The organism is Maribellus sp. YY47 (genome assembly GCF_023111095.1).
Taxonomy (GTDB): domain Bacteria; phylum Bacteroidota; class Bacteroidia; order Bacteroidales; family Prolixibacteraceae; genus Draconibacterium.
The window spans coordinates 57,334-71,345 of sequence record NZ_JALGYW010000018.1; the positions used below are offsets into that span (position 1 = coordinate 57,334).

Annotated in this window: 11 protein-coding genes; 7 read left to right on the forward strand and 4 right to left on the reverse strand. The window is 43.1% G+C overall.

Going from position 1 to position 14,012, the window contains the following annotated elements; all coding sequences use genetic code 11:
* The first annotated feature begins 260 nt into the window (after window positions 1-260).
* Window positions 261-2,051 carry an arginine--tRNA ligase gene (argS, locus tag MR764_RS15065; RefSeq protein ID WP_247980267.1) on the forward strand — a complete coding sequence of 597 codons (1,791 nt, stop codon included), beginning with the start codon at window positions 261-263 and terminating at the stop codon, window positions 2,049-2,051.
* 195 nt (window positions 2,052-2,246) lie between these two features.
* Here the strand turns inward: argS and MR764_RS15070 are convergent, their stop codons facing one another.
* Window positions 2,247-3,272, reverse strand: a complete 1,026-nt coding sequence (locus tag MR764_RS15070; protein WP_247980268.1) for a LacI family DNA-binding transcriptional regulator — start codon at window positions 3,270-3,272, stop codon at window positions 2,247-2,249.
* A gap of 172 nt (window positions 3,273-3,444) precedes the next feature.
* On the opposite strand from MR764_RS15070, the gene kduI reads away from it, so the two are divergent.
* The 5 genes from kduI (at window position 3,445) to MR764_RS15095 (ending at window position 8,257) form a co-directional block, all read left to right on the forward strand.
* On the forward strand, window positions 3,445-4,287 hold the full coding sequence (gene kduI, locus MR764_RS15075) for a 5-dehydro-4-deoxy-D-glucuronate isomerase (RefSeq protein WP_247980269.1): 843 nt from the start codon (window positions 3,445-3,447) through the stop codon (window positions 4,285-4,287).
* Window positions 4,288-4,348: 61 nt separating this feature from the next.
* On the forward strand, window positions 4,349-5,146 hold the full coding sequence (locus MR764_RS15080) for a gluconate 5-dehydrogenase (RefSeq protein ID WP_247980270.1): 798 nt from the start codon (window positions 4,349-4,351) through the stop codon (window positions 5,144-5,146).
* 165 nt (window positions 5,147-5,311) lie between these two features.
* Window positions 5,312-6,649, forward strand: coding sequence for a signal recognition particle protein (ffh, locus tag MR764_RS15085; protein ID WP_247980271.1), 1,338 nt, complete (start codon window positions 5,312-5,314; stop codon window positions 6,647-6,649).
* A 55-nt stretch (window positions 6,650-6,704) separates the two neighbouring features.
* A complete protein-coding gene (folD, locus tag MR764_RS15090) occupies window positions 6,705-7,580 on the forward strand; it encodes a bifunctional methylenetetrahydrofolate dehydrogenase/methenyltetrahydrofolate cyclohydrolase FolD (RefSeq protein WP_247980272.1) in 876 nt (291 codons plus the stop codon).
* 281 nt (window positions 7,581-7,861) lie between these two features.
* A complete protein-coding gene (locus tag MR764_RS15095; protein ID WP_247980273.1) occupies window positions 7,862-8,257 on the forward strand; it encodes a DUF3276 family protein in 396 nt (131 codons plus the stop codon).
* A 17-nt stretch (window positions 8,258-8,274) separates the two neighbouring features.
* Here MR764_RS15095 and MR764_RS15100 read toward each other — a convergent pair whose 3' ends face one another.
* Entirely contained in the window at window positions 8,275-10,161 is a 1,887-nt protein-coding gene (locus MR764_RS15100; RefSeq protein WP_247980274.1) for an ABC-F family ATP-binding cassette domain-containing protein, read from the reverse strand.
* Window positions 10,162-10,169: 8 nt separating this feature from the next.
* Window positions 10,170-11,432: a serine hydrolase domain-containing protein gene (locus MR764_RS15105; RefSeq protein WP_247980275.1), complete on the reverse strand. Its 1,263-nt coding sequence runs from the start codon at window positions 11,430-11,432 to the stop codon at window positions 10,170-10,172.
* A gap of 295 nt (window positions 11,433-11,727) precedes the next feature.
* Between MR764_RS15105 and nth the strand changes: the two genes are divergently transcribed.
* On the forward strand, window positions 11,728-12,375 hold the full coding sequence (gene nth / locus MR764_RS15110) for an endonuclease III (RefSeq protein ID WP_247980276.1): 648 nt from the start codon (window positions 11,728-11,730) through the stop codon (window positions 12,373-12,375).
* Between the two features lie 81 nt (window positions 12,376-12,456).
* Here the strand turns inward: nth and araA are convergent, their stop codons facing one another.
* Window positions 12,457-13,962, reverse strand: a complete 1,506-nt coding sequence (gene araA / locus MR764_RS15115; protein WP_247980277.1) for an L-arabinose isomerase — start codon at window positions 13,960-13,962, stop codon at window positions 12,457-12,459.
* Window positions 13,963-14,012 lie beyond the last annotated feature (50 nt).

Consider the following 14,012-nt stretch of genomic DNA (forward strand, 5'->3'; position numbering starts at 1 on the left):
TAAGCCGGAGTTTCTTGGAGCTCCGGCTTTTTTATGCAACAATTTACAGAACGGAATTGATGTGTTAACAGGCTGTACTGTATTTGGTTGAAGTTGTATTGTTGGTTCCGGTGTAATAAATTGTGTTGGGCATGTTGTCCCGAGGTCATTCATATTTCCTGATGTTTCCGGTTCATCGGGGTAAGTACGTTTTTATAAAAGAAAGCCCTCCCTTCTTTGTGCTTAAAGTGTTATATTTGCGCACTCAAAAATTCACCATCATGAGTATTGAAAAGATCATTCAGAATGCTACTGTAGAAGCGTTAAAATCACTTTATAATGCAGAAATTGACATTAACCAGGTGCAGGTTCAAAATACCCGAAAAGAGTTTGAGGGGGATGTAACCATCGTGGTTTTTCCTTTCTTGAGGGCATCAAAGAAATCGCCGGAGTTAACAGCAAATGATCTTGGAAGTTATTTGAGCGAGCACATCGATATCGTTGACTCGTTTAATGTGATCAAGGGATTTTTAAACCTAGTGATCAACAACGATTACTGGCTGGAAGTACTTCGCGACATTTATCAGAACCAGGATTTCGGAACCAAAGCGGTTACGGAAGATTCAGAGCTGGTGATGGTGGAATATTCATCTCCCAATACCAATAAACCACTTCACCTCGGGCATATTCGGAATAACCTCTTGGGGTATTCAATCTCGGAAATCGCTAAAGCCAACGGTAAAAAGGTGGTGAAGACCAACATCGTAAACGACCGTGGAATTCATATCTGCAAGTCGATGTATGCCTGGAAAATGTGGGGCAACGGGAAAACTCCCGAAAACTCGGGCATGAAAGGCGATCATTTGGTAGGGGAGTTTTATGTTGAATTCGATAAGCATTACAAGGCGGAGATTGCTGAGCTGGTAGCAGGCGGTCTGTCGAAAGAAGAAGCCGAAAATCAGGCTCCATCGATTATTGCCGCCCGGGAAATGCTGCGCAAGTGGGAAGCCAAAGATGAGGAGACGGTTGAACTTTGGAAAACCATGAACGAATGGGTGTATGAAGGATTTGATGTCACCTATAAAAACCTGGGAGTCGATTTCGACAAAATATACTATGAATCAGAAACCTATTTGGTAGGTAAGGAAGAAGTTTTACGTGGTTTAAAAGAAGGGTTTTTTTCGCAGAAAGATGACCAGTCGGTTTGGGCCGATTTAACAGCAGATGGTTTGGATCAGAAACTGCTTCTTCGCAGCGATGGTACTTCGGTGTACATGACCCAGGATATTGGAACGGCCAAAATGCGTTTCAACGATTATTCAATTGATAAAATGGTTTACGTGGTGGGTAATGAGCAAAATTATCATTTCCAGGTACTGGCTATTTTACTCGATAAGCTGGGTTTCGAATGGGGAAAAGATCTTTACCATTTTTCATACGGAATGGTTGAATTGCCTTCGGGTAAAATGAAATCGCGCGAAGGTACGGTGGTGGATGCCGACGACCTGATGGACGGAATGACCGAAGTGGCCCGCAATATGTCGAAAGAACTCGGGAAACTCGAATCGCTTTCGGGCGACGAGGCTGAAAAGACGTTCCGGATGATCGCGTTGGCCGCGTTAAAATATTTTATACTGAAAGTTGATCCGCGTAAGAACATGATGTTCAATCCGGAAGAATCGATCGATTTTAACGGAAACACCGGGCCGTTTATTCAATATACTTATGCACGTATTCAGTCGGTGCTCAGGAAAGCCAAAGAAAAAGGACTGGTGATGGACGCCAATCTTCCGGTTGCTTCGCTGTCGGCGAAAGAGAAGGATTTGCTGAAGCGTTTGTCGTTGTTCCCTTCAGTGGTTCAGGAAGCCGGAGACAATTACAGCCCGGCAGTAATCGCCAATTATTGTTACGAGCTCGTTAAAGAATTTAATCAGTTCTACCACGACCACTCCATTCTGGGAGAAGATGATCAGGCAATCATGAATTTCAGGATAGTACTGGCCTCTGCAGTTAGTCAGGTGGTTCAGAAAGGAATGGGATTGCTCGGAATTGAAATGCCGGAAAGAATGTAAAAAAAGGGAGGCGAACCTCCCTGAATTTTCTTTTTGTCTTTGTCGCTGAGATTGATTTAATGGTAATACGGGGTTTGCGACGTCCTTCCTTACACTATAAAGTACGGGAAATCGCGAAAAGGTAACCCTTCAAACTCCCGTCAATTGCTAATTTTTATTCAATTTAAATCCCGATATATTCCCGGGATTCCGTAATTATATGACTCTTGAGGAGTTACGGATTATGAGTTCCGTAGGCATGGTTATCGTTTCAAAATTTTCAGGAGCTTCTTTTTGGTTAATCTGCCGGATCAGCAATACGGCCGCTTTCTTACCCATTTCAAATCCGGGCTGTTTCACGGTGCTGATTGAAGGAGTTACAACTTCGGAGAAGGGTTCGTTACTAAACCCGACAATCGCGATATCTTGAGGAACATTTATACCTTTCTCCTGCAGATAAATAATCGCGCTTAATGCGGTTGTATCGTTCGCGCAAAAAACAGCGTCGGGAATATTAGCTGCATCCATTAATTTACGGATGGCTTGTGTTCCATCTTCACGGGTCAGGCTGTTGTGCAGAATTAACGATTCATCGGCTTGAAGTCCTGCTTCTTCGAGCGCCTTTAAATATCCAGCCTGTCGGTATTGATAAATCTTTAAATTCTGAGGTCCACCGATCATGGCAATTCGTTTTCTTCCCTGCTCAATTAAGTGGCGGGTAGCCTTGTAACCACCACCAAAATCATCCGCAACAATTTTGTGGGCATCAATTTCGTCCACAACACGGTCAAAGAAAACAAGAGGAATCTGTCGTTTGGAAAATAGTTTTAAATGATCGTAGGATTGCGTTCCCATGGCAATCGAAAGTATCAACCCATCTACGCGGTTCGAAAAAAGCGTATGAGCAATCTTACTTTCTTTTTCAAAAGTATCTTTCGACTGCGAGATGGTGACCGCAAATCCTGCTTCATAGGCAATTTCCTCTATCCCGCTAATTACCGACGAGAAAAAATGCCGGTTGATCAGGGGAACAATTACTCCGATAGTGTTGGTTCTTTTGGTTCTGAAATTGGCCGCAACAACATTAGGGCGGTAGCCCATCTCTTCTGCTGCTTTTTTTATTTTATTGCGCGTGGCCTGACTGATTATGGGATTGTCGTTTAGTGCTCTCGATACAGTAGAGGCAGAAATCTTAAGTGCCCTGGCAATGTCGTGTATCGTTGTTTCCGGTTGGTTGCTCATTCGTTTTTATTTGACGATAAAATTAATATTATTTTCGATGCATGCAATCGATTGCACGCTTCGGAATAATAATTATATTTGTTGGCGATCTTTTTTGCGAAAATCCGGTGTTCCGAATACTTCGTATTATTAATCGTTGCAAATAAAGAAGTTAATATCTAAAAATAAAAATATGGCTACAATTTATGAAGCACGTTACGCTTATCATCCCGAAGATTTTAAGTCGTACGACACCAATAGAATTCGAAAAGAATTTTTAGTGGAAAAACTAATGGAGCCAGGAAATATTCGCCTGGTGTATTCTTCTATCGAACGGTACATTGTTGGCGGGGCCGTGCCGGTGAAGGAACCGCTGTTGTTGGAAACCATCGACCTGTTAAAGGCAGAATATTTCTGCGAACGCAGAGAAGTTGGAGTAATTAATGTTGCAGGACCCGGAGTGATTGTAGTTGATGGCGCGGAGTATAAAATGGATTTTAAAGATGCCATTTACATAGGAAAGGGAAGTAAAGAAGTGATCTTTAAATCTGATTCTCCTGAAAATCCTGCACATTATTATATCAATTCGGCTCCGGCTCACAAAGAGTTTCCTACAAAACAGGTGACTTTGGGTGAAGCAAACGTACTGCATCTGGGGGCTTTGGAAACCTCAAACGAAAGAAACATCAACCAATTACTGATTAACGGAGTGGTTGAAACCTGCCAGTTGCAGATGGGAATGACGGAACTAAAAACCGGAAGCGTTTGGAACACCATGCCCCCACATCGACACAGCCGCAGAAACGAGGTTTATTTCTATTTCAATGTACCTGAAGGGCAGGCAATCTGCCATTTTATGGGACAACCGAATGAAACACGCCACATCTGGATGCAAAACGAGCAGGCAGTGATTTCGCCTGAATGGTCGATTCACTCCGCAGCCGGAACCAGTAATTACATTTTTATTTGGGGAATGGCAGGAGAGAACCTCGATTACGGCGATATGGATGTAATTGCTCCAACCGAGTTGCGATAATATTTAACGGAGATCAATGCAATGATCTCTGAACTTTAAACTAAAAACTTTAAACTGAATTATGATACAGGAATTATTTGACTTAAGCGGAAAAGTTGCGCTGATTACCGGGGGGACACACGGCATTGGAATGGCCATCGGCAAAGTGCTCGGACAAGCCGGTGCCAAAGTGTGTGTAAACGATATTTCGGAAGAAAAACTGGAAAGTTGCAAAGCCGAATATGCCGAAGTAGGAGTAGAGGTGTATACCTTGAAATTTGATGTTACCAGCGAAGAAGAGGTAGATAAAGGTATTTCTCAAATTGAAGCCGACCTTGGATCTGTTGATATTCTGGTAAACAACGCCGGAATTATCAAACGTATCCCGATTCTGGATATGCCGGTTTCCGACTATAAACTGGTGCTCGACATTGATTTGGTTGCCCCGTTGATTGTTTCAAAAAGGGTAGCTCCAAAGATGATCGAGAAACGCTCGGGTAAGATTATCAATATGTGTTCGATGATGAGTGTTTACGGTCGTAATTCAGTATCGGCCTATGCCTCTGCAAAAGGTGGGCTGAAGCTTTTAACGGCAAACATGACGTGCGAATGGGCCAAATACAACATTCAGATCAATGGAATTGGGCCCGGCTATATCGCCACTTCTCAAACGGCTCCAATCCGCGAAGGAGGTCATCCGTTTAACGACCTGGTAATGATGCGTACACCCGCCGGTCGTTGGGGCGAACCAGAGGATGTAGGCAACGCTGCATTGTTCCTGGCATCAAAAGCCAGCGATTTTGTCAACGGCCATGTACTTTATGTGGATGGCGGAATTCTTGCCAACTTCGGCTATGTAAAAGGCGAAAACGATTTGTAATAGTCTGGGTACAAGTATATTGTTAAAAGCCGTTTCTTCATTTTTTGATAATTTGGAGGAACGGCTTTTTATATTGGTTGTTCCTTCTCTTTTATCTGCTCCGAATCCTTCCCTTTTTTCATTTTTTTCCTATTTTTGCACCTCATTTTCAAAAGAATTAAAAGCATGTTTGAGAATTTAAGTGACAGGCTGGAACGGTCCTTTAAAATGTTAAAGGGTGAGGGGAAGATCACCGAAATCAATGTGGCAGAAACATTGAAAGATATTCGTCGTGCCTTGCTGGATGCCGACGTCAACTTTAAAATTGCCAAAAAATTTACCGACGACGTAAAGGAAAAAGCGCTCGGACAAGAGGTTTTAACAGCGGTTAAACCCGGGCAGTTAATGGTGAAGATCGTTAAAGACGAGCTGGCATCGTTAATGGGCGGAACTTTTACCGATATTCAGTTAAAAGGAAAACCGGCTGTTATTTTAATGTCTGGTCTTCAGGGATCGGGTAAAACAACGTTCTCGGGGAAACTGGCTAACATGCTCAAAAAGAAAAAAGGCCGTCATCCGATGTTGGTTGCAGGCGACGTTTACCGTCCGGCTGCGATCGAACAGTTGAAGGTGCTGGGCGAGCAGATCGGTGTTCCGGTGTATACCGAAGAAGGTAACATGGATCCGGTGAAAATCGCCAAAGCTGCGATCCAGGAAGCGAAAGCCAAAGGATACGATGTGGTGATTGTGGATACTGCAGGTCGTTTGGCGGTTGACGAGCAGATGATGAACGAGATCGCTGCCATCAAATCAGCCATTAATCCCGATGAAATCCTTTTTGTAGTGGATTCAATGACCGGTCAGGATGCGGTAAACACAGCCAAAGAATTTAACGACCGACTCGATTTCGACGGTGTTGTTCTTACCAAACTCGATGGTGATACCCGCGGTGGTGCTGCGCTTTCGATTCGCGCAGTGGTTGAAAAGCCGATCAAGTTTGTGGGAACCGGCGAGAAACTCGAAGCGCTCGATGTGTTCCACCCCGAACGTATGGCCGATCGTATTTTGGGAATGGGTGACATTGTTTCGCTGGTTGAAAAAGCACAGGAACAGTTTGATGAAGAAGAGGCTAAACGTCTTCAGAAAAAACTGGCCAAAAATACCTTCAATTTCAACGACTTTCTGAAACAGATTTCCCAGATCAAGAAAATGGGTAATTTGAAAGATGTGGTTGGAATGATTCCGGGAATGGGGAAAGCCATCAAGAATATGGATATCGACGACGATGCATTCAAACACATCGAGGCGATTATTTACTCCATGACAGCCGAGGAACGCGAGAATCCTGCCATTATCAACGGCGGAAGAAGAAAACGTATTGCCAACGGTTCGGGAACCGATATTCAGGAGGTAAATCGCCTGCTGAAGCAGTTTGACGAAACCCGGAAAATGATGCGGATGGTTTCGCAGGGTAAAAACGTACAACGAATGATGGCCGGAATGCAACAGCGGGGCCGCCGATAGAAAGTTTAGATTATAACGTAACCGAAAGAAAGGCTTTCGAATAAAATCAGAAATAATGGAATTGATCGACGGAAACAAAATTGCAGCAGAAATTAAGACAGAGATTGCCGAAGAAGTAAAAACCATTATTGCCAATGGTGGAAAACAACCGCATTTGGCAGCGATCCTTGTGGGACACGACGGTGGTAGTGAGACCTATGTCGCCTACAAAATTAAAGACTGTGAAGCGGTTGGTTTCAAGTCGACATTGATTCGTTACGAAGACGACGTTACTGAAGAAGAACTGCTGGCGAAGGTGGATGAATTAAATCGCGATGAAGATCTCGACGGTTTTATCGTGCAATTGCCTTTGCCCAAACACATTTCTGAGCAAAAAATAATTGAGGCTATCGATCCGAAAAAAGATGTGGACGGCTTTCATCCGATCAATGTTGGCCGGATGGTGATTGGTCTGCCATCGTTTGTTTCGGCTACTCCATATGGAATTGTTGAGCTTCTGAAACGCTATAAAATTGAAACCAACGGTAAAAACTGCGTGGTTTTGGGGCGAAGTAACATTGTTGGCCGCCCAATGAGTGTATTAATGTCGCAAAAGGCAATGAATGCCACTGTAACTGTTGCCCACAGCCGAACTGAAAATCTGAAAGAGGTGTGTAAAAGTGCCGACATTCTGATTGTTGCCATGGGCGTTCCTGAATTTGTAAAAGGAGACATGGTAAAAGAGGGAGCAGTAGTAATCGACGTGGGAACTACCCGCGTTAAATCAGATCAGACCCAATCGGGCTGGAAACTAAAAGGCGATGTATTATTTGAAGAAGTAGCTCCGAAATGTTCATACATAACACCTGTGCCGGGTGGGGTTGGTCCGATGACACGTACTTCGTTGCTGTTAAATACCTTACTGTCAGCTAAGAAAGAGATTTACAAATAGAATTCGAATATCGCATTTTGAATGAGAATTCCGGAGACAAGCATAAGACTTGTTTTCGGAATTTTTTTATGTCTGCAAGGGTGTTTCTAATTTGAACATAAAATCATTATTGCAACAGCGAAATCAAATCCTATTCGCTGAAAAGCTTTATTTTATCTGGATTCCTTATAAATTGATAAATTTGATTTTTCCTGCGTGAGGTTTCTGCTTTGTTGTTAAATTATCTAAAATATTTTTCTATTTTTGAAACTAACTAAGTCAAAAATCAAAAACTAAAAAGAATGGAAAGTGCTGGTAATAAGGAGGGAGCAAATAAGTCAGAAAGTAAATTCAAACAGGAAATTCATTCAAAAGTTATCCGCGCCGGGAAAAGAACCTATTTTTTTGACGTAAAAAGTACCCGCAACGACGAGTTTTATCTCACCATCACTGAAAGTAAAAAACGCTTTGGCGAGAATGGAAAATTCAACTACGAGAAGCATAAAATCTTTTTGTACAAAGAAGATTTCGAGAAATTTATGGAAAGCTTGCAGGAAGTAGTGGATTACATCTATGACAAACAACCCGAAGACGAACAGGAAAGCCGCCCGAAAGTGGATGAAATTGAAGAGGCTGAACTGGAAGAAGAAACAGCTGACGTAAAAAGTTACACAAACGTAGAGTTTGAGGATATTTAGTAGTTGTTTGTTCTGCCTTATCCCAGTTCACTTAATTCAAGCCATCGAAACTCTTTCTCGTCGAGGAGAGTTTTTATTTTGTCCAGTTCGAGTGACATGCTGTACAGCTTGTCGTGTGGAAGATCTCCCGAATTGATCAATGTTTCAAGTTCGGAAACCTGTTCCGTCAAAGCCGGAATCTCCAGTTCCAGCTGTTCAAATTCACGTTTTTCGTTGTACGTAAGTTTGCGTTTCCCTGATCCTTTATCTTCGGTTTTTACCTTCGCCTTTGCTTGTTCCTGTGCCTGATTCTGAGCCTTCGTTTTCGCTTGTTCCTTTTCCTGGTCTTCTTCTACCTTGTTGCGGTAGATCGTGTAATTGCCGGGGAAATCGCTAACCTTGCCCTCGCCTTCAAAAACAAAAAGGTGGTCTACAATTTTATCCATAAAGAAGCGGTCGTGCGAAACCACTACCACGCAACCTGCAAACGCTTTCAGGTAGTCTTCCAGTACATTCAGGGTGATAATGTCCAAATCGTTGGTAGGCTCATCGAGGATCAGGAAGTTTGGGTTTTGCATTAAAACGGTGCATAAATACAACCGCCGCTGTTCGCCACCACTAAGCTTTTCAATGTAATTGTATTGCGTGTCAGGCGGAAACAGGAAGCGGGTGAGCATTTGAGTCGCACTCATTTTTGTGCCGTCTTCAAAATGAATAAACTCTGCAATTTTCTGCACAGCTTCGATCACTTTCTCCTTCGGATCAAAGTTAATTCCTTCCTGGCGGTAATAGCCAAACTTAATGGTAGGGCCAATTTCAATATTTCCGGAATCAGGAGTAAGCGTTTGAGTCAGCAAATTCAGGAAAGTTGATTTGCCGGTACCGTTGTTGCCAATGATACCCACTTTTTCAAAACGCTGAAATTTATATGTGAAATCTTCAATCAGATTAACTCCCGGAAAAGATTTGGAGACGTGCTCCATCTCCACAATTTTTTTTCCGAGTCTTGCCGATTGAACACTCATTTCCACCTTGTCGTCGCGGTAACTTTGCGATGCTTTTTCCTTTAAATCGTAAAAGGCATTGATGCGGTATTTGGCCTTATGGCTGCGCGCTTGGGGCATTCGTCGCATCCATTCAATCTCGGTGCGCAACAGGTTCTTGGCTTTGGCTACTGTGGCCTGCTGCATTTGCACGCGTTCATCCCTTTTTTCCAGGAAATAGGAATAGTTTCCCTGATAACGGTAGATTTGGTTGTCCTCCATCTCGATGATTTCGTTACACACACGATCGAGGAAATAGCGGTCGTGTGTTACCATCAGAAGGGTTGATTTTGTTTTTTCAAGATAGGCTTCCAGCCACTCAATCATTTCGAGGTCAAGGTGGTTGGTTGGCTCATCCAGAATAAGCAGATCGGGTTGGTTGATCAGTACCTTGGCCAGTGCCAGACGTTTTTTCTGCCCGCCCGATAATTCGTCTACTTTCTGATCCAGAAAATTTACTTTTAACTGGGAAAGTATCTGCTTGATTTCTACTTCAATCGACCAGGCGTCGAGTTCATCCAGTTTCGAGGAAACGGCTGCAATTTCTTCCTGGTTGTTCTTTGCCAGTGCCAGCTCGAAAGCTTTTATGGCATTGATTTTTTCGTTATCAGTTTCAAAAATCTCTTCGATAACCGTGTGCTGAGGATTGAGATCCGGAATTTGTTCAAAATAACCGATTCGCACATCGTTGGTAAGCGTGATGGTTCCTGCATCCGGGGACTCTTTGCCCGCAAGCAAATCCAGCAAGGTTGATTTTCCGGTACCGTTTTTGGCAATTAGCGCTACTTTCTGGCCTTCAAATACGGTAAATGATATATTTTCGAAAAGCAAAAGTTCACCCCAGCGTTTCGATAGGTTTTCTGCCTGTAAGTATGGTTTCATGAAATGATTTACGATTTATCGTCGTTGTTTTTTGCGGCCGAATTTTCCAGGGCAATTCTTTCTTTTTCAGCAAAGATCATGTTAAGGAAATCGGGAATATTCTGCGCACTTTCACTGGTGGGCGAATTGGTAAGCAATGCAATTCCGATTTCTTCTTCTTCACAATATGCCATTTCTGCTTTATAGCCTGAAACAAATCCTCCGTGATAAGCTATTTTTCTTCCTTTGTAATCCACAATTCTCCATCCAATGGAATATTGTTTGGATTGTACTCCTTTCCCCCAGCTGTGGAAATAACCGCGGGTTAAAGGGGAGACTACCTGAGGGGCAAATATGGTCTCGCGTATTTTTTTTGAAATTACTTTTGATTCAGGATCGGTAAGATTAGCCAGTAACTGACCAAGATCGGAAATGCTTGCATTTACTCCGGCAGCAGGTGCAGTTGAGTAATACCGGTCGTTCAGTTTCATGGCTTTGAAATTGTGATTTCCGGTATTTTGATGCGGGTAGGCTTTGTTTTCGTTTTCTTCAAATGCTTCGAATCCGGTTGAGGCATCTTTCATTTGAAACGGAACAAAAACCTTTTCGCGGATCAGGTGGTCAAAACTCTGTTTGGTTTTTGCCGATGCAACCGGATCGTACAGGCTGTACATCACGTTCTGGTATCCATACATTTTACCAGGAGAAGCTGTCATCGGCACTTCGGGCAGTCTCTCAATAATTTTATCGAGCGGGACATGGTCTTCTACCATCAGATCAAAAGCATGCGGAATGAGTCCTGAAGTGTGGCTTAATAAGTGACGCACCGTAAGTTCCTTGGTGCATACCGGATCTTTTAGCGAAAGGGCAGGTACATAATCGGCAACTTTATCGTCAAGCTTAACGATATTCTCATCGTCAAGAATGCCGGCCAAAACACCGGTAATGGATTTGGAAACCGACGCTAACCGGAAGACCGTATTTTCATTTACCGGATCTTTTGTGCCGACTTTACGAACACCATAACATCTTAATAAAGCGATTCGGCCTTTGTAGGTAATTACTGCAGCAGCTCCAACCGTGCCCGATTGTTTCAGGTTTTCGGATAAAATACTGTCGAATTGATTGAGGGTAGATTGTATTTCTACCACCGGATTATAAACAGGAACAACGGGTTCTTCTGCTTTTTCATCTTTGGCATCAACGGGCTTTCTTACAAACGAATGTACTGTTAATGCAAGAATCAGAAGTACTGAAACTATCCCTGCGAAATAAATCTTTTTTCTAATCATCCAACACCTTTTCTACCGAGTTTGAAACAAAAATAGAACTTCTGCGACGGAATAAAAGTAATCTGCCACAATTAGAAGTAAATTTTATTCACTGATAAAGTTTGATAAACTTAAATGACACAAAAAAAGCCGGTCTTAACCGGCTTTTATACGTCTGTTTAATTATTACTTAAAACCATTTCTATATAGGGGAGAAACGATACTTAAGAAATACGTTTCATAAGACTGCCCAAGGTGGAAATTGTTACAACGCAAAAGAAAAAAAATAAATTATTTTTGAAGAAACATTTTATGGATGCGAAAAAAGGAATTATTTGAACGGGTAATCGAATACTTTGAAACATCGATGCCGATCGCAGAAACGGAGCTGGATTATGAAAATCCGTTTGAATTAATAGTGGCAGTTATATTGTCGGCACAATGCACGGATAAACGGGTGAACCAAATCACCCCCGATCTGCTCAAGCGTTTTCCAACCCCTTACAAAATGGCGGAAGCTGAACCTGCGGAAGTTTTTGATTACATCAGAAGTTGTTCATACCCGAATAATAAGTCGAAGCATTTGGTCGGGATGGCGCAGAAGCTCATTGAATTGTATAACGGAGAAGTGCCAAGCGATGTGGATGAATTGCAGAAACTGCCGGGAGTAGGCCGTAAAACAGCCAATGTAATTGCTTCGGTGGTGTACAATAAACCTGCTTTGGCGGTTGATACGCATGTTTTCCGGGTCGCCGCGCGGATCGGATTAAGTACCAATGCAAAAACCCCTTTAGCTACCGAAATGCAGTTGATGAAGTACATTCCCGAAGAGTTGGTTCCCAAAGCGCATCACTGGCTTATTTTGCACGGAAGGTACACCTGTGTGGCCCGCAAACCCAAGTGCGACAAGTGCGGCTTAACCGAAATCTGTAAATTTTATCAAAAGGAAATAGCGGCGAAGTAATTCATTTCGACTGGCTGGCAAAAAAATACCCGATGAAAACGACTTTCACCGGGCATAACTACTCTATATATGGATACTAAACTATAGTCCTTTCGCGAGCATATAGTACACTTCGTTCCATCTCAACTCTTTTTTGAACTCGGGAACTTTTGTGTCTTTATCGATGATTACATATTCCACATCGGCATATTCGGCAAATGTTTCAATAAAATCAGGAGTCAGAGCCAGGGTAAATACAGAGTGGTGTGTTCCACCTGCGTAAATCCAGGCTGCTGCGCCGTCGGCCAAATTTGGAGCCGGTTTCCAGAATGCAGAAGCGACGGGTAATTTTGGCATTTTTTCAAGAGGTTCGATTACATCGAGTGTATTTACGATCAACCTGAAACGGTTCCCCATATCAATCAGGGTTACGTTCATGGCATCACCGGTTGCACTTTCAAAAATCAGTCGAGCAGGGGCATCTTTTCCGCCAATTCCCAGTGGCTGTACCTCCAAACGTGGTTTTTGAGCTGCAATAGTAGGACAGATTTCAAGCATGTGAGCGCCAAGAACAGCTTCGTTTGCCGGATCCATGTGGTAAGTATAGTCTTCCATAAAAGAACTTCCGCCTTTCATCCCCGCCGACATTGTTTTTACAATGCGAAGCAAAGCAGCTTGCTTCCAGTCGCCTTCAGCCCCAAATCCGTAACCGGCCTCCATTAAACGCTGAGAAGCAAGACCGGGCAACTGGCTCAGTCCTGTTAAGTTTTCGAAGTTGGTGGTAAAGGCTTTGAAATTACCCTCTTCCATAAAACGTTTCAGCGCAACTTCGTAGCGTGCCTGAACTCTTACGTTCTCGTGGAACTCTCCCCCCGGTTTGCAATTATCTGCTACTTCATAAAGAGCTTCATATTCTTTGTAAAGTTCGTCTACTTCAGCATCGGTAACGTTATCGATGTACTTAACCAGGTCGCCTACGCCAAAAGCGCTGATTTGCCATCCGAATTTGATTTGAGCTTCCACTTTATCGCCTTCAGTAACCGCTACTTCACGCATGTTATCGCCAAAGCGTGCAACTTTCAGTCCCTGCGAATCGGCCCAGCCAATAGCAGTGCGGCACCATGCAGCCACCTGGTCCTGAACTTTTTCATCGGCCCAGTGACCAACCACTACTTTGCGGTTTTTGCGCATGCGGGCATTGATAAAGCCGTATTCGCGGCCTCCATGTGCACTCTGGTGCAGGTTCATATAATCCATGTCGATTTCGCCCCATGGCAGATCGCGGTTAAATTGCGTATGAAGATGCATGTAGGGTTTACTAAGTGCCTTCAACCCGCCAATCCACATTTTGGCCGGAGAAAAAGTATGCATCCAGGTAATAATACCGATACAGTTTTTGTCGGCGCTGGCTTGTACGCATATATCAAGAATTTCATCCGGCGTTTTAACAACGGGTTTAAAAACTACAGGAACAGGTAGTTTTCCTGACGCATTTAAGCCGTCTACAATTTTTGAAGAGTCTTCGTCAACCTGTTGTAAGGTTTTGGTGCCGTATAGGTGCTGACTTCCAGTTATGAACCAAATTTCCATTTGTTTAAAATCTGCCATGTTTTATCGATTTAATTTTGATTACGAATGTAACAATTATTTATATAAAT